This window comes from Exiguobacterium sp. 17-1 (assembly GCF_023096305.1).
Taxonomy (GTDB): domain Bacteria; phylum Bacillota; class Bacilli; order Exiguobacteriales; family Exiguobacteriaceae; genus Exiguobacterium_A; species Exiguobacterium_A sibiricum_A.
Genome location: NZ_JALIGJ010000002.1, coordinates 308,781 through 328,659, shown reverse-complemented (window position 1 = coordinate 328,659; position 19,879 = coordinate 308,781). Strand labels below are relative to the sequence as shown.

The following is a 19,879-nucleotide window of genomic DNA, read 5'->3' as shown; positions in this document are numbered from 1 at the left end:
AACCCTTTTCTTTACGCTGAGTGTAAGGAAGTAAAGGAGAGGGTCTAACATGAAAAAAACAATCGTCGTCCTATTAACGTGCCTCATCGTCTATCAATTTTGTGTAAGCCGGACACCGGCTTTTACACAATCGATTTCCTTAAAAGAGGTTTCCGTGCATCAGGGAGATCTGGTGTTAATCAACAAGCAGACGAAGATTCAACAAGATCCCCGTAATTTATCTGCTGTTGCCAAGCAGGTCTCGGAAACAATCGTCGAGCCTGATGTACTGCTTGAGGATCATGTCGCAACCGCCTTACACCGGATGATGCAACGGGCGAAAAAGGTCGGCGTCGATCACTTTCGAATCAATAGTGCCTATCGAAGTGGGAAGCTGCAACAGGCATTGTATGAAGAATACGGTGCGGACTTTGCGTTGCCTGCTGGACACAGCGAACACCAGACGGGTCTGTCGGTAGACATCGGCTCGACACGCGGGAAAATGAAACAATCGAAAGAGGGCAGATGGCTTGCCAAACATGCGCATCAGTTTGGATTTATCATCCGCTACCCAAAGGGAAAAGAGAGCGTGACGGGAATCTCGTTTGAACCGTGGCACATCCGCTATGTCGGTCTGCCGCACAGTACGAAGATGTATGAGGAAAACTGGGTGCTCGAAGAATATTTAAATTACCTTAAACAAGAACATACCTATCAGATTCAAACTGCCGGTCATACCTATTTTGTACAGTACACCAAACACCGTGCACTCAAAATTCCGGATACGCCCGTCTTTGACGTGTCCGGGAACAATACAAAAGGTTTTATCGTCACGTCACGGTTACAAAAATAAGTGAGGAGGAATCGTCGCATGAATTCGTCGAACGAACCAGACATTCAGATTCAAGCCGTCAAATATGACGGGTCTCTGCATTGTGAGTGGGAAACGACTTTGTTGACCGAAACCGGGCAGTATCTGGTCGTCTACGGACGACGGGGCCGTGTTTTGCACCATCATACACGAAACCAGACCTTTATCTGCGACACGCCGTCACTCGAATACTACGATTTGCAGGACGGCTATACCGTCAATCTTGATCTTGAGCAGGATGGACAAGTCCGCTACTACTGCAATATTTGTCTGCCGGCAGAGCGGACGGTTTCCGGTCTCCGGTTCGTCGATCTGGATCTGGATCTCATCCGGGACACGGCAGGTCAATGGACGGTCGTCGACGCGGATGAATTTTTGGAAAATCAGCAAACATATCATTATCCGGATGAGGTCATCGAAGGGGCAGAGCAGATGCTGCGCCGTCTGCAGAACAAAATCGAACAACAGGATTTTCCGTTTGACGGATTTTTGACGAGACAGTTGGAGCAGCTGCAAGCAAAGGGGCACTTGGACCGTCAATCTTGAAACACAGTAATGAATGTAAAACAAGACTCGTTTCACACGCTTTAAGATGTCAGTCGCGTGAAACGAGTCATTTTTCTTGAATTCATTTTTGTTTTTGACAAACAGCAGCCAACCGCCGGATTTCAGCGGACATCGCTTGATTGACAGGATGCAGTTGCTCGAGCCACTCGAGCAGCGCGAGTGCGGATTGCGGGACCCGGCTGTATCCTTGCAGCACGTCAGCAAACCGTTCCTGTGCTTGCGGAAATCGTTGTTCGGCTCGGCGTTCGTTGCCGTACTGATCCGGATAATAGACGACTTCCGGCTCGAGCAGATGAAGGACGGACAGGAGTTGGGAAAAGGCATGCTGTTCGACGAGTTGCAGACCAGACAGCCGTTCCCCGCGGGCGTAGCGGCATAGTCCGACGTAGAGATTCGTCAAGGCCTCGTTCAGCGCAAAATCAAGGGTGTCCCGTCGAATCGAGGGTGGTGTTTGTTTAGAGACAGTTAGGTCTGTTCCGGGAAACGTCGGGTCTTGCCAGACGATCCGACCGGGAGAAAAGGCAATCTCCGGCATCTCGTCGAGTTCAAAAATCGCGCACTCGCCGTAAATCCCATCGGCAAATAACAGCTTGAAACCGTCGACCGTGTTTTGGAAAATGAAGCTGAGCGGATGGACGGATTCGAGCCAATCCAGTTGGTCGAGGAACCGTTGTTTCTGTCCCGGTTTCGTGATGACGAAAAAATCAAGATCGGAATAGTCATCAAGCCGTTCCAATTCTTGACCGACCGAGCCGAGTCCAAGCAATAACCAGGCCTGTTGTGTGTGTGCGAGCTGATGACCGATCTGGTCAAGACGTGCGAGTAGAGTATGTTGTCGTTGTGGCATCGAAAAGCTCCTTTAAAGTAATGAGTAGTGTGAAAGCGTTCTCCTTTCCAGTCTAACCAGCTTGAGATTTTCGTCAAGGCAAGTTATCATCAAGTCATACGTGCGATATCCTAAATGATGGAAGGAGATGTGTCATGGATTTACTGATTGTCCTCGTGATTGGTTCTTTTGTCTTGAGTGGTCTGATGCTCTTGACGATCATCAAGGCCGTTTTTTCGGCCTATCAAAAACAAACGATTTCGATGTCAAAGGCCATCACCATCACGCTTGGCATGGCGGCGTTCAGCATTGTTCTCGCAGGCGTTCTCCCTTATGTGTATCTCCAATTCATGTGAAAAACAGGTACGGCTTTTCGGAACAGTTGATTCCGAAGACCATGCCTGTTTTTTTTTCGAACAAATGGGCGGAGCGTCCTGTTATTGCTTGATAGAAAGGAGGAATTTCCTCCTGAATCAAAAGGAGGACCCGTTCATGCAACCTTACTTACGTGTCGAGCACCACTTGTTACGCGACGGAACAGACTTTTCATCCGTCCATGAAAAAATGATTTACCTGATTCTGTGCAGTTATGCCGGACAGGATGGACTGGCGTTTCCGTCGCATCAAACGCTTGCGGACGCTGTTCCGTGCGGCAAGACAACCGTTAAGACTTGTCTCCAGACGCTTGTCGAAAAAGGCTGGATCGAGAAAGCCGAACGATTTGACCGGCACGGAGGGCAGACGTCAAACGGGTACCGCATCTGCGCGGACAACCCGGTCGGCTCCCGGCAGCAGGCCGGTCAAACGACGCCTGCCGGGGTGGCGGATCGTGCCCCCGAAGAAAAAGGGGTGAAGAAACAGATCTTAAAAAAAGAATCACCTTCACCATCGGATCAAGGAATCGACGGCATCATCCGTTCCTTCGAAACGGAGATCGGACGGATCACCCCGTCCATTCGGAATCAGCTCGGACAGCTGCTCGACGAGACAAGTCCTGCCGTTATTCAACATGCGATTGAACAGGCGGCAGCGGCAAACGTCCGAAATTGGAACTATGTCAAAGCAATCATCACCAAACTGAAGCAACAGAACCTGTTGACGCTGGAGCAAATCAACAGACATGAAGCAGAGCGCCGCAAAAAACCTGTTCGGCGTCAAACGAACCGTTCGGCTTCTGGGAAATTACCGGACTGGGTCGAGCGGGAGCGGTGGCAACAACAGCAAGCGGAACGGGAACAAAAACGCCGATTCGAGCAAGCCGTTCCCGATCAGACAGAACTGAATCAACTGTTGGCAGCACTCATTTAACGAGGAGGAACCTATGAACCCATCACTGAACTGGTTACTCGAACGGGCTGACCGGAAACTGACGAAAGAGATGGATCCGGACGTCAGCGCCATCACCCGGTCCGTCATCACGGAACTTGCGGCAGAGGGATTGCCGATTGGTGTCGCGCATGCCTTTCGGACGAAGCAGGAACAAGATGCGTTATTTGCGATCGGCCGGACGCGGCCCGGCAAGATCGTCACCTATGCCCGGGGCGGTGCATCAAACCACAATTTTGGCGTCGCGGTGGATCTATTTTTCTATGCAGCGGGCGGAAAACGGGCGGACTTTCTCGCACCGCCTGATCCGCGGTTGAACCGTCTCGTGCGGGCGATGAAGCGACATAAGATGCAGTGGGGCGGCGACTGGGGCAATTTTCCCGACTATCCGCACTTTCAACTGTATGATGCCGTCAATGGGCAGGCGAAGCCGATCCTCGGCCCCCGTTATCCCGGACGGCCTGTCCACGCGGGGGCGACAGGAATGGACCGGACCATCGTCCGGTTGATTCAGAAGCGACTGTCGCTTCCTTTGACCGGTCTGTTTGACGCGACGTTGACCCGGATCGTCAAACAATTTCAACGCCGACACCAGTTGCAGGTCGACGGTGTCATCGGTCCGGTGACTTGGCGGAAACTGTTTGGAGGACAACGATGAAGAACCGCCGCACCGCTCTGCTTCGTCTGGTCGTTCCGCTCTACAGTCTTCTCAACTTGACGCTACTTGCGTTTGGTTACGATCCGTTACCGTTCGAAACAACGGAAGTCGAGACGGCACTGACGGCTTTGGTTGGAGCAATTACACTTATCTATGCCTGGTGGAAAAATAATAATCTGACTCAGGCGGCGGCGCGGGCGCAGCACTATTTGGTTCAATTAAAAAGACCAAAAAGACGTGAAAAATCAGACGAGAACAAATTGAATGTGCAACGTCAACTGGGAAATTGTTTCAAATGTGCAGACAACGGGCAATATTTCGAGTAGAGCGCTAATGGTTTGATCCCAAGATACCGATAATAAGGTAGCGTCCCGTATCGTCAGCATGTTGCAGCCGCTGCCGACGGAAAAGAAAGAGGTCAGACTGAACTTGAAATTATCGACGTTGCAATTTTACCTGTTACTTGCATTGTTTTCATTGATGTTTACCAGTATCTGGAGTTACAATGCATTCCTGAAAATTGAACAAGAGAACGACCGGATCACAACGGAAGCGATTCCGATATCGAATGCCGCTTCGCAACTGTTCCCTTTATTGCTGGATCAAGAGTTGACGGTCCGCAGTTACTTACTCAATCAAAATGATCAGACGTTCCAACAATTTAAAAATACGAATGCCGAATTGAAAGAGACGATCGCCACATTGAAGATGCTGGATCAACGCCATCCGATTCTCAAACAGTTGCTGGCAGAAGAAGCTATCCCGTTGATTTTACGGACGGATGGCTTTTATGAACAGCAGATTCGATGGATCCAAAGCAATCAAATCGAACGGGCAACACTGAAACGCTACAGCGGCATGGACTACGTCAATCAGTTTCGACCAATCAATGCAAAAATCAATCAAGATATCGACAAAATCATCCAGGAAGCGACTGATCGTTCCAAACAGGCGTCGGCGTCTGCCAAGTGGGTCATCGTCATTGTTGTCAGTGTGGCCGTCTTGCTGCTGATGGCATTCCTGCAGACATTCCGACTCGAGCGCAGCCAACAGGCATTGATTCACCGCTCGTTGCATGATGCCTTGACGGGGATTCCGAACCGGCGTGCGTTTGATGAACATCTGGAAGCATCGTTTACGGTAGCCCGGGAACAACAGACGGACGTTGGACTGATCTTGATTGATGTCGACGAGTTCAAACTGTACAACGATACGTACGGTCACCTGAAAGGCGACTGGTGTCTTCAGAAAGTCGCCGCTACATTAAAAAAACAGGCGGGTGAGTTTGGACTCGTCTCCCGGTACGGGGGAGAAGAGTTTGCCGTCATCTTGACGGAGCACGTCGGGCAAATCACGCATGTCGCGGAACGGATCCGCAGTGAAATCCTCCGGTTGAAGATTGAACACAGTGCGTATGAACCGCTTTGTCAGTTGAGCGTCAGCATCGGACTAGCGGTTGCACGACCGGATGAAACCTTGACGGAAGGGGATTTGATTGTCCTGGCAGACCAAGCCCTGTACCGTGCCAAGTCGAGTGGTCGTAATCAGATTTCAAGCTATGAAGCGAGTTGAACGCTTCTTCAAAAGAAAAAGCTCTGATTCCATTCGAAAATGGGATCAGAGCTTTTTTGAGACCAATAGATGGGTTTTGGAATCATTGCAAAATCACACAATAGGAATGATCGGAAATCAATGGCGCAGAAATAACGAACACGGTTTTGACGGGTGTGCCGCCGACTTTTGCGTCCAGTTGATGCAGTTGAGACCGAATCTTACGACTTAGGACGTACCGGGTTTCCGTACTCAATTCATCCATTTCGGCATCATGTACCTGCAACAGGAGTTGAAACGGTTCGAGCGAGAAAATGGAAAAGTCGCAGTCGATTCGAGGGTCTTGAAACTGTTCATTCAGACCATTTTTGATGAAGTACGCTTCTTGTGCTGTAATCATCTCGTTTCGCCTCGCTCTCTTTCAAAAACAGTTCAAAAAATTATAAGATGTTAGTTAGCTATATAGTCTATAATACCCAAATTTTTTTAGAAATATCAGTTTCTGTCCGAAAAAGACCGAATACTGGTGGATTAGGGAATGGTTTAATGGATAACAAAAAAATCACTTGATGCAGGAACACCTGATTTGGAATCAGGCACTACTGAATCAAATGATGGTCGGTCCGACTTTCCGTAAAAAGTCTTCGGTCGTTTGTTTAAAAAAAGTCAGTTGGTGGATTGGGATCGAGAGGTGCCCGCCATAACGGACTTCTAAGTAATGGGGATTGACCGGCGACGGAAACTTGATTCGCGTGAACCATTCGGTCATCGTCTCCTGTTCGCGTCGTTGCATCGTTTGCGGAAGCCGGCGGTTAAACATCAGCATATGTTGGCGAATATCCTCTGCCGGCAATTCCTGGTGGGGATAATGAATCACTTCGACGCGGGATTGAGTTAAAAGAAGCGGTTGGAAGCGGGTCGGTCGGATGACCTTGATGTAATAGACGAGCAGTCCGATTGATACAAACACCAGGAAGATGAAGATGAATGGATACGGTGGTGCGATAACTGCAGAATCGAAGCCGGTCCGTAATAACAGCGGTTCCGGTTCCGCCGCGACGCTCTCGACGATCGGGTCGAAGTTTATGACAAGTGGATCGGACGGGAGCGAAAGAGTAGACGCGTCGCCACAGCGTGTCGTACAGGAGCTTGTCGTCCGACTGTCGAAGAAAGAAACGAACGACGTCAGAAAACGAGGGACGACGGACTGGATAACGAAAACGATCAGTAAAACACTGGAAAGAAACAATCCGATTTTCAGTCGGAATGAAGTCTGCATGGGATCACCTCTTTGATATCGTCAAAACGGTTAATGAATTAGTCTGAACTGAGTATAGCAAATACGACAGGGAAACGTTCTGTTTTTTTCAAAAATTAGTCATTATTTCCTAAAAAAATGGAGGTTATCAGATGAATCGTTTACGCACAAGCTTTCAACAAGCAACAGGACAGGTCAGCGGGCACGGGAAACGGAACGTTGGAGTATTAAAAACCGCTTTTGAAGGTGTGGCAGATGAGACGGTAAGTGACCAGTACGGGACGGGATCCATCATCGAACCGTTCGAACGAAAATTTGCGGATCTACTGGGGATGGAGGACGCCGTCTTTTTCCCGAGCGGCACGATGGCGCAACAGGTCGCCTTACGGATTTGGTCGGACGAGACGGATAACCGGACCGTCGCCTACCATCCGCTTTGTCACCTCGAAATCCATGAACAGGATGGTTTAAAGGAATTGCATCCGATCAAAACGATTCTTGTCGGCGCAGCTGACCGACTGATGACGCTCGACGAAATCAAAGCGTTACCGGACATCGCTTGTCTGCTGCTGGAACTGCCGCAACGGGAAATCGGCGGTGTCGCCCCGCTATATCGCGAACTGGAAGCGATCAGCCGGTTTTGCCGGCAACGGGGCATCCGGCTTCATCTTGATGGCGCCCGCCTGTTTGAGATGTTGCCGTATTACGACAAGACGGCTGCCGACATTGCTGGTCTGTTCGACAGTGTCTACATCTCGTTTTATAAAGGACTCGGTGGAATCGCCGGGGCGATTCTCGCGGGACCGTCAGCGTTTTGCAAGACGGCGCGGATCTGGAAACGGCGGTACGGCGGGGACTTGATCAGCTTGTATCCGTATATCGTTTCGGCCGATTATTATTATGAACTGCGAAAGGAACGCATGCGGCAGTATTACACGGATGCGAAAGAGTTGGCAGCCCGGTTCAATGCGTTGCCGGGCATCCATACGACACCGGAAGTCCCGGTGTCGAACATGTTCCATCTGCACTTCAATGGTCAGGCGGCAGACGTTTCTCCGAAACTCGAACAGGTCCAGGAAGAAACAAGTCTTGGATTTGTAGGTTATCTTGTCGATAAAGACGGGTATTGTTCAACAGAAATCAGTGTCGGTGATGCTTATGCGGAACTTGATCCGCAAACACTCGAATCCGGATTTGAACGGTTCCGGGAAGTCTTTTCTTAAATCGTTTTGTTGACGGTCGGATGAAGCTGTTGGTAAGCCATGATTTTTTCCGTAATCATCTGTTCCGTCCGGACGAGTTCCGCGAGTTGCTGGCGGACGTTTTCTTGATGTGCTTCAAGGAGACGGAGCCGCTCAAGCGACGTATCGTGTGTCTCGGACGAAGCGAGGAACAGTTCGACGTACTGTCGGATTTGGTCAATCGGCATATGCGTCGACCGGAGACGCAGGACAAAACGGAGCCACGTCAGTTGGGTCTCGTCATAACGCCGGATCCCGCTTGTGGTACGGGTCGGGAATAACAGTCCTTCTTTTTCGTAATACCGGATTGTATGGGCCGTCGTCTGTGTTAACTGGCTGATTTCTGAAATTGTATACATGTTTTCGCACCTTTCTTGCTTGACTTAGAGTTGACTCTAACTTGTAGACTTTCACTATACCAAACAGAAATGGGGAATTACAGATGAAATACACAGTCATTACAGGGGCCAGCTCAGGAATCGGATACGAAACAGCAAAAGTGCTTGCCAAAAAAGGAAAATCGCTTGTTCTCGTCGCCCGCCGGACGGATGAACTGGAAAAGTTACGCGACGAAGTCAAAGCACTCGCACCGGACAGTGATGTCATCTTGCGTTCGGTTGATTTAACGGAATCGGAAAACGTCCATGAATTGTATGATTCCTTAAAAGATCTCGACATCGAGACGTGGATCAACAATGCCGGATTCGGTGACTTCGATAACGTCAAAGACGTTTCGGTCCCGAAAGTCGAGAAGATGCTCCGTCTGAACATCGAAGCGTTGACGGTCTTAACAAGCCGTTATGTCCATGATTATCATGACGTCGAAGGGACAACGGTCCTCAATGTCTCATCCGGCGGCGGTTACCGGATCGTCCCGAACGCGGTCACGTACTGCGCGACGAAATTCTATGTCAGTGCCTATACGGAAGGACTCGCGCAGGAGCTGAAAAACTCCGGAGCAAAACTGCGGGCGAAAGTTCTCGCGCCTGCTGCGACAGAAACAGAATTCGCTGACCGTTCGCGGGGGGAAGCTGGATTTGATTACAGCAAAAACGTCGCCAAGTACCATACAGCGGCTGAAATGGCGACGTTCCTCGATCAGTTGCTCGACAGCGATCAAATCGTCGGCATCGTCAATGCGGAAGATTATTCGTTTGAACTGCGTGGACCACTCTTCACGTATGTCGGTGCAAACAACTAACTCAGACAAAAAACCAGTTTCCGGATAGCGGAAACTGGTTTTTTTGTGTCTGAAGCGGATGAGGCGACTATGTAGTTCATCTCAAATCAGCGGCATGACAAACGTCGACGTTAAGCTGACGACTAAAAACAGCGCGTAGCTGAAAAATGTAGTTTTAGGACTGCCGTCGGTCCGGCTTCCGAGAATCGAAAACAGACTGATCGCGCAAATCGTAAGCGTGGACAATAAAAACGATTGATGGGAATCGACTGACGGGATCAGTGACTGGGCGAGATGCGCCAGACCAAGCGGCAAGACGATCAATAAAAAGTAATAACCGAGCCGTACTTCTGATGGATGATCCGTCGACTCATGATGGGTGACTGTACGTGTATGCATTCTCATGGCTCTTCACTTCCTTCTGTTTTCAGTATAGAGGACGAATCACAAAATCTTCGTTACAGTCCGATGAGAAGTCGATAACAAGATGAACTAAATATGACGAACAGATGTCGGGAAAACGGAAGGCTGTAAAATATGGAAAGGAATCTGTCCGGATTATGTAAAAAAGTGTAAACTGATGAAAGAGAAAATAACGGATGAATCCGGTCATGAGAGGGGAAGTTGGAATGAACCGCCTGTTTCGTTATTTTTATATATCCGACCTGATTGCTATCGTCGGCGCCAGTATCTCCTATATTGCCATCTACTGGACGTGTGCCCAGCTGCTGTCGCCGGCAGCCGTCTCGTTGGTGATCGGTGCCGTGTTTGTGATTCGTTTCATCAGCTCGAGTCTGGTCGGACCGTGGATTGACCGGATCGAGCCGGTCCGCCTGCTGAAAGCGACCGTCCTGATTCGCTTTTTCCTGCTCATTGCCGTCTGGTTCATCCTGACACAGACCGATGCCCTTGCTTGTGCCGTTATTCTGTCTGCTCGCCTTCCAGACGTTACTGCAAGTCATCGGCGGCAATACGGCGTTTAAAGTCGTCACCCGGATCGTCGCGTCCGAGCAGTTGCCGGTTGCCAATGCCTATTTGAGTACGCTCGACCGGGTCGGGACGCTTGCCGGCTTACTGGCGGGTGGTGTGTTGATCAGTGGATTTTCGATCACGGTGATTTTAGGAATGGAAGCCGTTGTCCACCTGATCGCCTGGTTCCTGTTGTTCCAGTTACCGTCAGGGAAGGAAGCGGCAGACAAACCGGACATGACCTATTGGACTGATTTACGGGAAGGATTTACTTATTTAGTGCGTGACACCCGATTGATCCGGATTTTAGTGTTCGGTATCCTCGCGAACTGGATGATTACACCGGTCAACGCCTTACTCGCGCCGTTTGCGAAAGATGTCATCCGAGGCGGAGCGAATACGTTTTCGCTGCTCGAACTGGCCCTCGTCATCGGCGGGATCGGCATGTCGCTCGTCTATGCCAAACTTGCGGACCGGCTTGACCTGATGCAGATGTTTTACCTGTCGATGGTCTTGCAGGGTGGTTTTACCCTGCTGATCGGACTGACGACGTCCTTACCGTTTGCCTTCAGCGGGATGTTGTTGCTCGGGATGGCGCTTAGTCTGTTCGGAATTCCGTTCTCGACGTTACTCCAACAGACGACACCGGATGCCTTACTCGGACGGATCCGTTCGGCGATGGTCGCCGCCTCGACCTTCAGTTCAGCGCTGTTTTTCGGATTGTCCGCGTATTTGACGACCGTGTTTGCGATTGACACCGTGTTTCTGTTCTTTTCCGGCAGCGGTCTGCTGATCCTGCTGATCCTACGACTTCAGCGTAAAACACCGGCAGCGGAAGTGCGACGGGACGAAGTCGGATGACAAATCGGCCTTCAGGCGGAGGGCGGGAGAAGCGGGAGGCGTTATACTTAAAAAAACGCTTACAGAGGAGAATGCAGAAGATGGATGGAATGGCGATGCTTGCGTTGATGTTTTTGATTCCGATTGGTGGAATGACGGTCATGTTAAATGTCTTATGGCGCCGGATGACACCGGAGCTTGAAAAATAAGCACGTACATACAACCGGTTCGAACGAAACGGTTGACGATGAAGTTAACAGCAAACGACGCTACCCGCAAGGAAGGGTAGCGTCGTTTTTTTTACCATTGATAAGAGAATGTTACGAAACGGCAGTCGGCGCATCGAGCGCGAGACTTGGTCCGAAGACTTCAAAATGCAGCTTGTCCGGCTGACCGCTAAAGTGGCGGCGGACGAACTGAATCATCGCTTCCGGTCCGCACACATACGTGTCGGCTGTCCCGTCAATGTTCGTTACATCATCTATCGACAACCGTCCCGGTGTCGTGCCGGGCAGTGCATTGCGTTCCGCATAGCGGAGGATCGTCGCACCCTGTTCTTCAAACCGGGCCAATTGTTCGGTGAAAGGTCGATCATGGTCGTCTTGAACGGCAACGTATAACGTCGTTTTGCGACCTGTTTCAAGGGCTGCTTCTGTCATCGCGAGTAGTGGCGTCAAACCGATACCGCCGGCGAGACCGACGAACGGAGCATATGAGTCCGATAAAGTGAACGAACCGGCCGGGGCGCTGAGCAATACGCTATCGCCGACGGACAACCCGTGCAATTGGTTCGAGACGGATCCGTCCTGTTTGACACCAATCGTGTACGACGTTCCATTTGTGACCGTCGTCAGACTGTATTGGCGGTTTTGCCAAAGACCGTCCGGAGCTTGCAGGCGGACGGTGACGTATTGACCGGTTTGGTACGGGGCAAGTGGTCGTCCGTCTGTCGGACGCAACGTGAACGATTTGATGTCGCTTGACTCAAGTGTAATTGTCTCGATGACGAACGGCTGATAGCCTTCAAAGGCGATCGCCTGTTCATCCTGTTGATAGAGCTCGGCTTCGAGCGAGATGAACAGCTGGGCGATTTCCCCGTAGCCGATGGTCCAGGCGTCGATGATGTCCGGTGTCGCTACGTCACCGAGGACGTCCTGGATCGCACCAATCAGTTCCGTCCCGACGATGTCGTACATGAACGGTTTGATTTGCAGACTACGGTGTTTATGGAGGACGGGTAATAACGTCGGTTTCAGTTCTTCAAGCCGGTCGATGTGGGCGGCTGCGGCGTAGACGGCTGTCGCAAGGGCCTGCGACTGGCGGTCGTTTTTTTGATTCGACTGATTGAAGATATGTTTCATTTCCGGATGATTGTCAAACAGGCGCTGATAAAAGACACGTGTGATACTGTGACCATGTTCGGCAAGAACCGGGACAGTTGATTTGATGATGGCGATGGTCGATGACGTTAACATAAAGACACTTCCTTTTCGGATGATGGATGGTCAGATCAGGTTCGAGTTCAGTATCCGTCACATCTGTTTTTAATGCAATAGATTAAATACTAGATTTAGAACAGTACGTGATTTTTGTCACAAGGATGCCATCAATTCGTCAAGTAACCGACAAAAAACCTCCGAGGGAAGTCAGAGGTCAAGAAGAAATCCACAGTTTCGAGAAATCGAAGTAGCCGAACGAATCAATCGTGATATTTTGTAATTCAATCGGAAACGGGATGATCCGGGTATCGTCATAGAGCGGAATGAAGTAAGACGAGTCGATCAAATGCCGCTCGACCGTCTGGTGTAACCTCATCCAGTCTTCGAACGGCGTCTCATCGTACCGGTCAATCCATTTGTCCATCTCCGGCATCTGCCGGAACATCTTCGCTGGCGGGGAAAAATCATTCGTTAAAAACTGATGAAAGGCGACCGGCAAGTTCCGTTCAAAGACTTCTGCGTGAACGGCGAGATCAATCGTGTCAAAGGCATGAAAATCGGTGATGCTCGCTTTAAAACCGATCGGTACGAACTCATAGGGAATTCCGTGCGCGTCGAGTGTCTCGCATAACCAGCGTGTCACCTTGTCCGTGAAGTCAGTCAGCTTGATCCGGAGCGGTTGTGTAAACAAAACGGCAGGACCCTCCGGAAGCGGATGGACGGAACTGAACTTTTCAAGAAACCCGCGGTCGTTCGGAAAACCCCGTTCATTGAGTGACTGGATCGCCGGACGGATCGCGGCAATCAACCGGTGAATATAGTGCCGCGCTTCCGGTCGCTCGAACGGACCACCAGGACGCGGATTCAAAAAGACGAGTCCAAACCCGGACTGAGTCGAGATCGTATCCGTTTCACCGGAGTCTGACCGTGATGTCCGGTAGACGGGATCATAGGCATCGGGCATTTGAATGAACTCAATCCGGTCGAGCAGGGCGCGGATGCCGTAATAGTTCGAAAAAGCTGACAAAATCGTCTTTTTCGGGTCATTTTGTGCCAGCTGGAACGGTCCTGTTCCGACGTTGTCCTTGCCGATGCTCGTATGGATCGTCGCCAGTTTGGGCAGCAGCGAATGGCGCTGCTGGTCCAACGTGATATCAACCTGGTACGGTCCATTGGATTGAATGTGTTGGACATGCCGGTACGATTTGGCATAAGCGGGATAGGCAACCAGTTTCCGGAGACTTTTCGTGACGTCCTTACTCGTCAAGAGCGATCCGTCATGGAAGCGGACATCTTTTCGTAAATAGAGCGACAGGACGGGTCCGTTCCAGGCATAATGGTGCGCCAGTTCGCCCTGCAGTTTGCCGTCGGCGTCGATTGCAAACAATCGGCTGAAGACGTTTTGAACGAGGTGGGCACTGTGGATGTCAGCCGCTTCGAGCGGATTCGTCGTCAAAAAGGGACGTCTGCGGGGAATCAGCAGGGCATCGGACAATTCCTGTGTATAGCCGAACTTTTGCTCAAGCTTTCGCATGAAGCGTCCCGTTTGCGCCGGTGACCAGTCCCAGCTCAGTTCTTCCGTCACCGCATCAACCGACTCCCGTTCAATCCGTTCGAGCATCTGTTTCGCATATTCGCGTTCGACATGACGCAGCCAGACGAGTGCCGTCAGATGTCCGCGGCCCCGACCGCTCGTATACGCGAGCCAACCGTCTTCCTGCCACCGGTTCAAATAGCGTTTCGTTTGTTTGGGGCTTAAATGGATTGTGTCGGCCAGTTCGGCAATCGAATAGGAGCCTTCCCGGCAGGTTTTCCATAACGTGAACAGATACGCGTCCATCTCGTTCCTCCATTCTAAAAGGGGACATCTTTTTCTGACGATGTCCATTTTTTTATGTACTTGTCTTGTTTATCATACAGGTAGAGAATGGAAGGTGACAATATGAAATGGAAAGAAATGCCTCAACCAATTAAAGTAAGACTGGTTACATCGTTTTTTAACCGGACGATTTCGTTCGCGATCATGCCGTTTATGGCATTGCTGTTCGTCCAAGCCTACAACAAAGTGTTTGCCGGAATCTTTTTGATCGGGACAGTGGTTATCAGCTTCCTGATTGGCTTGATCGGCGGCTATCTCGCGGACCGCTTTCCCCGGAAACGCCTGCTCGTCCTGTCTACGACGGCGACCGGATTGATGTTTTTAGTGATGACGATTTGTCTTGCCGCCAATCAAATGCTGCTCTTTACGATTGCCTATGCGATCTTCACGGTGACGAGCAACATCGGACGGCCGGCGATGAGTGCAATCATCATCGACGCAACGACACCGGAAAACCGGCGGGCCGTTTATGCGATCGATTACTGGCTGATCAATCTGTCGATCGCCCTCGGAACGGCGCTTGGTGGTTGGCTTTACGTCAGCAACCGGTTGTTCTTATTCAGTCTTCTGACGTGTACGTCCTTGCTGTTACCGGTCGCTTATCATTTTTTGCTCGACGAGTCGAAACACGTCTGGCAGAAACAACCGCTCCGGAATGTATTCCGCGATCTCGGGAAAAGTTATCAGATCGCCTGGCGTGACCGGCCGTTCGTTAAAGTGGTCTTCGGTTCGATGTGTATTCTCGCCGCCGAATTTTCGATAAGCAGTTACGTCGCCGTCCGCTTGGCGGACGAATTCGACACAGTTACGATCGGTGACCTGACCGTCAACGGCGTCCGGATGCTCAGTTTGATCAACATTGAAAATACAATCCTTGTCGTCTGTTTGACGTTCTTCATTCAACGGTTCTCAAATCGCTTTACGAACAAACAGGCACTGGTCGGCGGACTGGTCCTCTACATCATCGGCTACGCGACGGTGACGAGTGCGAACTCGCTGACACTGTTATTGACATTCATCTTCATCGCGACGATCGGGGAGCTGCTCTATTCCCCGACGCTGAACGCGGAAAAAGCCAACATGATGCCGGCCGACCAACGCGGTGCCTACTCGGCCTTTGCCGGAACGTCACATGCCGGTGCCGATCTGTTGTCCCGCTCGACGATTATTCTCGGAGCGATTCTCGCGCCGTTCATGATGAGTGTCTACATTGGACTGATTGTCTGTCTCGGCCTTGGACTGGTCTACCTCGGTTTGTTCCGGAAAGAAAAAGTCATCGAGAAACAACAGGCTTCCTAAGCGACACTGATCTTAATGAATAAATACAGCAAAAGGCGTCCTGTTCAAACAGAGCGGGACGTCTTTTTGTGGCATTACATACGTTTTCACGCCGTGCGGTTTGACATCAGAAGACTCAGGACCATACTTGCAATCACGGCACATAAGCTTTTCAAAAGAAACTGGTTTCCCAGTCCTTCGATCACATAGCCGTTGAACTTTTGACCGAGCGTAGCTTCCGGTACCCAGTCGATTACATAGCCGATTCCGAAGAAGGAGGGAAGACTGAGCAACAGGTAAATCAGGATGAAGCTGAGAAGAAATATTTTGAAGTTCATGAAATGTCTCCTTATCGTTTGATTGGAGGAACATGGTGGTTATCGTTGAACCAGTGCGAGAACCAAAATCAGCGTCGACAGACAGCCGGCGCTCAACAAGGTCAGCATTTTGGGACGGTTGATTTCTTTTGAGGATTTCGAGACTTCTTTTGAGAGTGTCAACCAAATCACGAGCGACAGAATGATGACAACAAATAATAGCGTGTGAGACATCGTTTAATCCTCCATAGTTTCCGACTTTTTGAAGTTCGTTTCATAAAAAAACAGACCGGTCATCGTGATGGTGGCAAAGAGATAGCCGACCAGTACAGCGAGTAGTGGCGAGCCGTCAAATCCGTACCGGATCACGACTTGCGGCAACAGGTACGCAAGCAGACCAATCGGTAAAATCCAAGTTTTTGCCCGGTAAGCCGTGTAGACGGTGATTGAACTACCTTCCACCTACGCTTCACTTAGAGGTGAAGGATTCCTTAGTTATCCGACCTGACGGTCGAAACCTGATCAGGCTAACCCCGTCGTCCCGACGGTTGAAGAAGCCAAGATGCGTTCAGCTTCTCGTTTAAGATTCAATCCTGCGTTCACATCACGGTCGTGGTGGATCCCGCAATTCGGACATGTCCATTCACGTAAACCAAGATGCTTCACGTCTTTGTGTTGATGTCCACAGCTGGAGCACAGTTGGCTGGAAGCAAAGGTCTTCCCGACCTTCACGATGGTCTTCCCGTACCATTCTGCCTTGTACTCCAGCATGCGGAAGAACGCTGACCAACTGACATCGGAGATGGCCTTGCTCAACTTGCGGTTCTTCTGCATGTTTTTTACCTGCAAGGTCTCGATGCCGATGACGTCGTGGTTTTTGACGATCTCGGTCGATATCTTGTGCAGGAAATCAGTGCGCTTGTTGGCGATCTTCTCGTGGATACGGGCGACTTTCAGTTTCTGCTTCTGATAGTTCCTCGCCTCGGACAGCTTCACTTTCTTGTTCAGAGCGATGCGTTGACGGCGGGAGAGCTTGCGTTGTTCGCGCGCCAGTTTCTTCTCAAGCGACCGGAAGTAACGGTCGTTTTGGTAGACCGTGCCGTCCGACAGGATGGCGAAGTTCTTGAGTCCGACGTCGACGCCGACGGATGAACCGGTCTTCGGCAGTTCTTTGATCTCCTGCTCGACGAGCAGGGAGACGAAATATTTGCCTGAAGCGTTACGTCGAATCGTGGCGTTCAAGATCCGGCCTTCGACCTGCTTCGAGTGGGCGAAACGAACCCATTTCAGCTTCGGAAGTTTGAGCTGGTTGCATCCAATCGAGACTTCAGGAAGTTGAGACTTGCCCTGTATGTTGGTCTTGTACGACTGGACGGGATGGCGCTTCGACTTGAATCGAGGGTGTTCGTTCTGCTTCTTGAAGAAGCGGTCAAACGCATCGGCAAGATGTTTGACGCTCGTTTGAACAGATGTGCTATCAACTTCCTTCAACCAGTCGAACTCCTGCTTCAACAAAGGAATTTCTTTGGAACAAGAACCGTAGGACAGTCCTTTTCCAGTGGTCTTGTACGTTTCCTCCCACTTCGCCAGGAAGTGGTTGAAGACGAAGCGCGAACATCCGATCGTCTTCGCAATCAGAATTTTCTGCTCTTTCGTGGGGTAGATTCTGAACTTGTAGGCCTTGTGCTTCAATACCATTTTTCACCTCCTTCAAAAGGAATATACCCGAAAGGCAGGCTGGCGATTCATCTCCCACTTTCACTTCGTTTAGAAGTGGGAGTATTCTCGCCTAATTTTTGATAAAAAGGCAAAAAGACCAATCAGCCAGCTGCTCCACCAGGAGAAATGAATCATCGGCGAAGAGACGAGCGAATCCGTGAAAAACAGTCCAATCAGCAAGAGGAATGTCAGACTGCCGTAAAGACCAAACCAAATGAATGACCGTTTCGAGTCGGGATGCGTGGCGCTGTACCGAAACAATCGGCTCAGAGCAATCAGGAAGAGACTGATCAACACGATGAAGCCGATTAGAAAATAGAGGCTGTACGCGAGCGGTCCGTCGAGCAGGTCTTGAAACAGTAAATAACAGAACACGCCGGCGATGGTTTGCAAGAGGATAGCAACCGACTCACGGTAATCCGTCGTCATTTCCGATGCGATGGATTTCATGTAGTCGGCCGGGCTGGCACCGGTAATCGCGACGGTCGACTTGCCGTCGGCTTCTGCTTCTTGTAAGTGATTCTCGAGTTCCGTCACGATATCCTGTGTCGTCTGTTCATTTTTTCCGGACGCCAGTAAATAGAGTTTTAAGTCCGCCAAAAATCGAACGGACGCGGGAGATAATGTCTGCATTTAATCCTCCTCCTTCAATATATGATGGACACTTGTTGATAATTGCCGCCAACGTGCCGTAAAGGCCGCCAGTTCCATGCGACCGTCCGGAGTGACGGTATAATACTTCCGTTTTGGTCCGCTTGGAGAGACACGTTGTGTCGCTTCGATCCAACCTAGTTTTTGCATCCGCATCAGGAGCGGATAAATCGTCCCTTCACTGATGTCGGTAAAACCATGGGCGGCGAGTTTTGTTGCCAGTTCGTAGCCGTACAGTTCTTCCTCTGCAATCAAGGCGAGAAGACATCCATCGAGAATTCCTTTTAACATTTGCGTTGATGACATTTCAATTCCTCGTTTCGCTATCATGTAATACAAGGTAAGTGTATCTCATGCTATCTTGCAAAGCAAGGTAGTGGTGGAAATCATGATTATTTTTGTCGGAAATGAGGTAAATAAAGTGTAAAAGCGAGGAACGGTCAGCCGGATTCTGAGGAGGGAATTCGCATGAAAAAGCGGATAATCATAGTCTCAGCGGCAGTGGTTTTCTTGATCATGGCGCTTGTCATGGCCGTCTCGGCATTTGGGTTCGGCATCTACTACGGGGATCCGGAATTGTTGCGGATTGCGATTTTTGGTGAAATCGTGACCGCCGTCTTTTTAGTCTGGTTCATCCGTCGCAACAGTTCGTTTGCAGCCGTCGGTTTCTCCCCGTTAAAAATCCGGGGACTCGTCTGGTACATGCCGATTTTGTTGATTGTGCTGTATCAAGTCGTGCTCGTCGTCAATGCGTTCGTCGCCTCCTATGACGATTTGTCTGCAGCAACGATTCAGCTCGTCGCCATCATCTTCGTGACGACCTTGTTCGTCGGCTTTAACGAAGAGGTGTTATTCCGAGGAATCATCTTACGCCAACTCCATCCGGGACGGCATCCGTACCGTGCGATTGTGATCAGCGCCGCTTTGTTCTCGTCATTTCATCTGTTGAATCTGATTGCCTTCATCCCCCTAAGCGCGATGGTCTTTCAGCTTGGCAATACGTTTTTATTCGGATTGTTTTTTGCCTTGATTGCTTTGAAACTCAACAATCTGTGGCCGTTGATCTTTTTCCACGCCTTGTGGGATTTTTCAAGTATCGCAGCGGATGTTCTGAATGTGAATCTCGCGATCCCGAATCTCGTGACGCAAGTGTTTGTTGCCTTGGCAATTCTGATTCAGCTGCTGCTGCTCAAGCGGCATGATTTCAGTCACTTAAAAGGACCGTTGACACCGAGTGTGTAACATAGGGAAAACAAAGAAGTATCTCATCATGAGATGCTTTTTTTGCTGGAAAAAAATACTGTACAGCAATAATTGATATGTAATATAT

The 19,879-nt window shown here is 50.2% G+C and carries 26 protein-coding genes; 13 read left to right on the top strand and 13 right to left on the bottom strand.

All coding sequences use genetic code 11. The annotated features are described in order from the left end of the window. The first annotated feature begins 49 nt into the window (after nt 1–49). Both MUN34_RS07370 and MUN34_RS07365 read left to right on the top strand, forming a co-directional pair. Complete coding sequence (locus MUN34_RS07370) at nt 50–832, top strand: M15 family metallopeptidase (protein ID WP_247857336.1); 783 nt, start codon at nt 50–52, stop codon at nt 830–832. Between the two features lie 18 nt (nt 833–850). Next, nucleotides 851–1,396 (top strand): DUF402 domain-containing protein, encoded by a 546-nt coding sequence (locus tag MUN34_RS07365; RefSeq protein WP_247857335.1) that lies wholly within the window; start codon nt 851–853, stop codon nt 1,394–1,396. A gap of 82 nt (nt 1,397–1,478) precedes the next feature. On the opposite strand, the gene MUN34_RS07360 is transcribed toward MUN34_RS07365, so the two are convergent. Continuing rightward, nucleotides 1,479–2,264 (bottom strand): hypothetical protein, encoded by a 786-nt coding sequence (locus tag MUN34_RS07360; protein WP_247857334.1) that lies wholly within the window; start codon nt 2,262–2,264, stop codon nt 1,479–1,481. A gap of 134 nt (nt 2,265–2,398) precedes the next feature. Here MUN34_RS07360 and MUN34_RS07355 point away from each other — a divergent pair, with 134 nt between their 5' ends. The 5 genes from MUN34_RS07355 (at nt 2,399) to MUN34_RS07335 (ending at nt 5,799) form a co-directional block, all read left to right on the top strand. Next, nucleotides 2,399–2,599 (top strand): hypothetical protein, encoded by a 201-nt coding sequence (locus tag MUN34_RS07355; protein WP_247857333.1) that lies wholly within the window; start codon nt 2,399–2,401, stop codon nt 2,597–2,599. Between the two features lie 136 nt (nt 2,600–2,735). Beyond that, a complete protein-coding gene (locus MUN34_RS07350) occupies nt 2,736–3,551 on the top strand; it encodes a DnaD domain protein (protein WP_247857332.1) in 816 nt (271 codons plus the stop codon). A gap of 13 nt (nt 3,552–3,564) precedes the next feature. Beyond that, entirely contained in the window at nt 3,565–4,227 is a 663-nt protein-coding gene (locus MUN34_RS07345; protein ID WP_247857331.1) for a M15 family metallopeptidase, read from the top strand. After that, nucleotides 4,224–4,553, top strand: a complete 330-nt coding sequence (locus MUN34_RS07340) for a phage holin (protein WP_214721421.1) — start codon at nt 4,224–4,226, stop codon at nt 4,551–4,553. Before MUN34_RS07345 ends, MUN34_RS07340 begins: the two co-directional genes overlap by 4 nt. 103 nt (nt 4,554–4,656) lie before the next feature. After that, nucleotides 4,657–5,799, top strand: a complete 1,143-nt coding sequence (locus MUN34_RS07335; protein WP_247857330.1) for a GGDEF domain-containing protein — start codon at nt 4,657–4,659, stop codon at nt 5,797–5,799. An 82-nt stretch (nt 5,800–5,881) separates the two neighbouring features. Here the strand turns inward: MUN34_RS07335 and MUN34_RS07330 are convergent, their stop codons facing one another. Both MUN34_RS07330 and MUN34_RS07325 read right to left on the bottom strand, forming a co-directional pair. After that, on the bottom strand, nt 5,882–6,178 hold the full coding sequence (locus MUN34_RS07330) for a hypothetical protein (RefSeq protein ID WP_026828483.1): 297 nt from the start codon (nt 6,176–6,178) through the stop codon (nt 5,882–5,884). A 207-nt stretch (nt 6,179–6,385) separates the two neighbouring features. Further along, complete coding sequence (locus tag MUN34_RS07325; protein WP_247857329.1) at nt 6,386–7,057, bottom strand: hypothetical protein; 672 nt, start codon at nt 7,055–7,057, stop codon at nt 6,386–6,388. Between the two features lie 131 nt (nt 7,058–7,188). Between MUN34_RS07325 and MUN34_RS07320 the strand changes: the two genes are divergently transcribed. Further along, entirely contained in the window at nt 7,189–8,259 is a 1,071-nt protein-coding gene (locus tag MUN34_RS07320) for a threonine aldolase family protein (RefSeq protein ID WP_247857328.1), read from the top strand. Here the strand turns inward: MUN34_RS07320 and MUN34_RS07315 are convergent. Continuing rightward, nucleotides 8,256–8,636: a MerR family transcriptional regulator gene (locus MUN34_RS07315; RefSeq protein WP_247857327.1), complete on the bottom strand. Its 381-nt coding sequence runs from the start codon at nt 8,634–8,636 to the stop codon at nt 8,256–8,258. The genes MUN34_RS07320 and MUN34_RS07315 overlap by 4 nt on opposite strands. A gap of 83 nt (nt 8,637–8,719) precedes the next feature. On the opposite strand from MUN34_RS07315, the gene MUN34_RS07310 reads away from it, so the two are divergent. Beyond that, nucleotides 8,720–9,478, top strand: a complete 759-nt coding sequence (locus MUN34_RS07310; RefSeq protein ID WP_026828479.1) for an SDR family NAD(P)-dependent oxidoreductase — start codon at nt 8,720–8,722, stop codon at nt 9,476–9,478. An 81-nt stretch (nt 9,479–9,559) separates the two neighbouring features. Here the strand turns inward: MUN34_RS07310 and MUN34_RS07305 are convergent, their stop codons facing one another. Then, nucleotides 9,560–9,856 carry a hypothetical protein gene (locus MUN34_RS07305; RefSeq protein WP_247857326.1) on the bottom strand — a complete coding sequence of 99 codons (297 nt, stop codon included), beginning with the start codon at nt 9,854–9,856 and terminating at the stop codon, nt 9,560–9,562. A 230-nt stretch (nt 9,857–10,086) separates the two neighbouring features. Here MUN34_RS07305 and MUN34_RS07300 point away from each other — a divergent pair, with 230 nt between their 5' ends. Together MUN34_RS07300 and MUN34_RS07295 are read left to right on the top strand one after the other, a co-directional pair. Then, nucleotides 10,087–10,440: an MFS transporter gene (locus tag MUN34_RS07300; protein WP_247857325.1), complete on the top strand. Its 354-nt coding sequence runs from the start codon at nt 10,087–10,089 to the stop codon at nt 10,438–10,440. Then, nucleotides 10,361–11,287, top strand: a complete 927-nt coding sequence (locus MUN34_RS07295) for an MFS transporter (protein WP_247857324.1) — start codon at nt 10,361–10,363, stop codon at nt 11,285–11,287. The genes MUN34_RS07300 and MUN34_RS07295 overlap by 80 nt, the downstream gene beginning before the upstream one ends. Before the next feature lie 299 nt (nt 11,288–11,586). Here MUN34_RS07295 and MUN34_RS07290 read toward each other — a convergent pair whose 3' ends face one another. Together MUN34_RS07290 and MUN34_RS07285 are read right to left on the bottom strand one after the other, a co-directional pair. After that, the gene (locus MUN34_RS07290) at nt 11,587–12,741 is read right to left on the bottom strand and encodes a globin domain-containing protein (protein WP_247857323.1); all 1,155 of its coding nucleotides are present in this window, start codon (nt 12,739–12,741) and stop codon (nt 11,587–11,589) included. Nucleotides 12,742–12,919: 178 nt separating this feature from the next. Continuing rightward, nucleotides 12,920–14,545 (bottom strand): ABC transporter substrate-binding protein, encoded by a 1,626-nt coding sequence (locus MUN34_RS07285; RefSeq protein ID WP_247857322.1) that lies wholly within the window; start codon nt 14,543–14,545, stop codon nt 12,920–12,922. A 102-nt stretch (nt 14,546–14,647) separates the two neighbouring features. Here MUN34_RS07285 and MUN34_RS07280 point away from each other — a divergent pair, with 102 nt between their 5' ends. Next, nucleotides 14,648–15,883, top strand: a complete 1,236-nt coding sequence (locus MUN34_RS07280) for an MDR family MFS transporter (RefSeq protein WP_247857321.1) — start codon at nt 14,648–14,650, stop codon at nt 15,881–15,883. Between the two features lie 86 nt (nt 15,884–15,969). Here the strand turns inward: MUN34_RS07280 and MUN34_RS07275 are convergent, their stop codons facing one another. The 6 genes from MUN34_RS07275 to MUN34_RS07250 form a co-directional block, all read right to left on the bottom strand. Next, nucleotides 15,970–16,200, bottom strand: coding sequence for a hypothetical protein (locus MUN34_RS07275; RefSeq protein ID WP_247857320.1), 231 nt, complete (start codon nt 16,198–16,200; stop codon nt 15,970–15,972). A gap of 39 nt (nt 16,201–16,239) precedes the next feature. Then, nucleotides 16,240–16,413, bottom strand: a complete 174-nt coding sequence (locus MUN34_RS07270; RefSeq protein ID WP_247857319.1) for a hypothetical protein — start codon at nt 16,411–16,413, stop codon at nt 16,240–16,242. Nucleotides 16,414–16,416: 3 nt separating this feature from the next. Further along, nucleotides 16,417–16,641 (bottom strand): hypothetical protein, encoded by a 225-nt coding sequence (locus MUN34_RS07265; protein WP_247857317.1) that lies wholly within the window; start codon nt 16,639–16,641, stop codon nt 16,417–16,419. A gap of 60 nt (nt 16,642–16,701) precedes the next feature. Continuing rightward, on the bottom strand, nt 16,702–17,877 hold the full coding sequence (gene tnpB / locus MUN34_RS07260; RefSeq protein ID WP_247857315.1) for an IS200/IS605 family element RNA-guided endonuclease TnpB: 1,176 nt from the start codon (nt 17,875–17,877) through the stop codon (nt 16,702–16,704). Between the two features lie 69 nt (nt 17,878–17,946). Next, complete coding sequence (locus tag MUN34_RS07255) at nt 17,947–18,531, bottom strand: HAAS domain-containing protein (RefSeq protein ID WP_247857313.1); 585 nt, start codon at nt 18,529–18,531, stop codon at nt 17,947–17,949. Continuing rightward, complete coding sequence (locus tag MUN34_RS07250; RefSeq protein ID WP_247857312.1) at nt 18,532–18,855, bottom strand: PadR family transcriptional regulator; 324 nt, start codon at nt 18,853–18,855, stop codon at nt 18,532–18,534. It lies immediately after the preceding gene. A 162-nt stretch (nt 18,856–19,017) separates the two neighbouring features. Between MUN34_RS07250 and MUN34_RS07245 the strand changes: the two genes are divergently transcribed. Then, nucleotides 19,018–19,791 (top strand): CPBP family intramembrane glutamic endopeptidase, encoded by a 774-nt coding sequence (locus tag MUN34_RS07245; protein WP_247857311.1) that lies wholly within the window; start codon nt 19,018–19,020, stop codon nt 19,789–19,791. Nucleotides 19,792–19,879 lie beyond the last annotated feature (88 nt).

What these genes read in the sequence shown, in the direction of transcription:
- MUN34_RS07305 (WP_247857326.1), bottom strand. Translation starts at nt 9,856, where the DNA reads ATGCATACACGTACAGTCACCCATCATGAGTCGACGGATCATCCATCA.
- MUN34_RS07250 (WP_247857312.1), bottom strand. Translation starts at nt 18,855, where the DNA reads ATGTCATCAACGCAAATGTTAAAAGGAATTCTCGATGGATGTCTTCTC.
- MUN34_RS07245 (WP_247857311.1), top strand. Translation starts at nt 19,018, where the DNA reads ATGAAAAAGCGGATAATCATAGTCTCAGCGGCAGTGGTTTTCTTGATC.
- MUN34_RS07355 (WP_247857333.1), top strand. Translation starts at nt 2,399, where the DNA reads ATGGATTTACTGATTGTCCTCGTGATTGGTTCTTTTGTCTTGAGTGGT.
- MUN34_RS07340 (WP_214721421.1), top strand. Translation starts at nt 4,224, where the DNA reads ATGAAGAACCGCCGCACCGCTCTGCTTCGTCTGGTCGTTCCGCTCTAC.
- MUN34_RS07370 (WP_247857336.1), top strand. Translation starts at nt 50, where the DNA reads ATGAAAAAAACAATCGTCGTCCTATTAACGTGCCTCATCGTCTATCAA.
- MUN34_RS07325 (WP_247857329.1), bottom strand. Translation starts at nt 7,057, where the DNA reads ATGCAGACTTCATTCCGACTGAAAATCGGATTGTTTCTTTCCAGTGTT.
- MUN34_RS07255 (WP_247857313.1), bottom strand. Translation starts at nt 18,531, where the DNA reads ATGCAGACATTATCTCCCGCGTCCGTTCGATTTTTGGCGGACTTAAAA.
- MUN34_RS07360 (WP_247857334.1), bottom strand. Translation starts at nt 2,264, where the DNA reads ATGCCACAACGACAACATACTCTACTCGCACGTCTTGACCAGATCGGT.
- MUN34_RS07315 (WP_247857327.1), bottom strand. Translation starts at nt 8,636, where the DNA reads ATGTATACAATTTCAGAAATCAGCCAGTTAACACAGACGACGGCCCAT.
- tnpB (WP_247857315.1), bottom strand. Translation starts at nt 17,877, where the DNA reads ATGGTATTGAAGCACAAGGCCTACAAGTTCAGAATCTACCCCACGAAA.
- MUN34_RS07275 (WP_247857320.1), bottom strand. Translation starts at nt 16,200, where the DNA reads ATGAACTTCAAAATATTTCTTCTCAGCTTCATCCTGATTTACCTGTTG.
- MUN34_RS07270 (WP_247857319.1), bottom strand. Translation starts at nt 16,413, where the DNA reads ATGTCTCACACGCTATTATTTGTTGTCATCATTCTGTCGCTCGTGATT.
- MUN34_RS07330 (WP_026828483.1), bottom strand. Translation starts at nt 6,178, where the DNA reads ATGATTACAGCACAAGAAGCGTACTTCATCAAAAATGGTCTGAATGAA.
- MUN34_RS07285 (WP_247857322.1), bottom strand. Translation starts at nt 14,545, where the DNA reads ATGGACGCGTATCTGTTCACGTTATGGAAAACCTGCCGGGAAGGCTCC.
- MUN34_RS07295 (WP_247857324.1), top strand. Translation starts at nt 10,361, where the DNA reads ATGCCCTTGCTTGTGCCGTTATTCTGTCTGCTCGCCTTCCAGACGTTA.
- MUN34_RS07350 (WP_247857332.1), top strand. Translation starts at nt 2,736, where the DNA reads ATGCAACCTTACTTACGTGTCGAGCACCACTTGTTACGCGACGGAACA.
- MUN34_RS07320 (WP_247857328.1), top strand. Translation starts at nt 7,189, where the DNA reads ATGAATCGTTTACGCACAAGCTTTCAACAAGCAACAGGACAGGTCAGC.
- MUN34_RS07310 (WP_026828479.1), top strand. Translation starts at nt 8,720, where the DNA reads ATGAAATACACAGTCATTACAGGGGCCAGCTCAGGAATCGGATACGAA.
- MUN34_RS07365 (WP_247857335.1), top strand. Translation starts at nt 851, where the DNA reads ATGAATTCGTCGAACGAACCAGACATTCAGATTCAAGCCGTCAAATAT.
- MUN34_RS07290 (WP_247857323.1), bottom strand. Translation starts at nt 12,741, where the DNA reads ATGTTAACGTCATCGACCATCGCCATCATCAAATCAACTGTCCCGGTT.
- MUN34_RS07300 (WP_247857325.1), top strand. Translation starts at nt 10,087, where the DNA reads ATGAACCGCCTGTTTCGTTATTTTTATATATCCGACCTGATTGCTATC.
- MUN34_RS07280 (WP_247857321.1), top strand. Translation starts at nt 14,648, where the DNA reads ATGAAATGGAAAGAAATGCCTCAACCAATTAAAGTAAGACTGGTTACA.
- MUN34_RS07345 (WP_247857331.1), top strand. Translation starts at nt 3,565, where the DNA reads ATGAACCCATCACTGAACTGGTTACTCGAACGGGCTGACCGGAAACTG.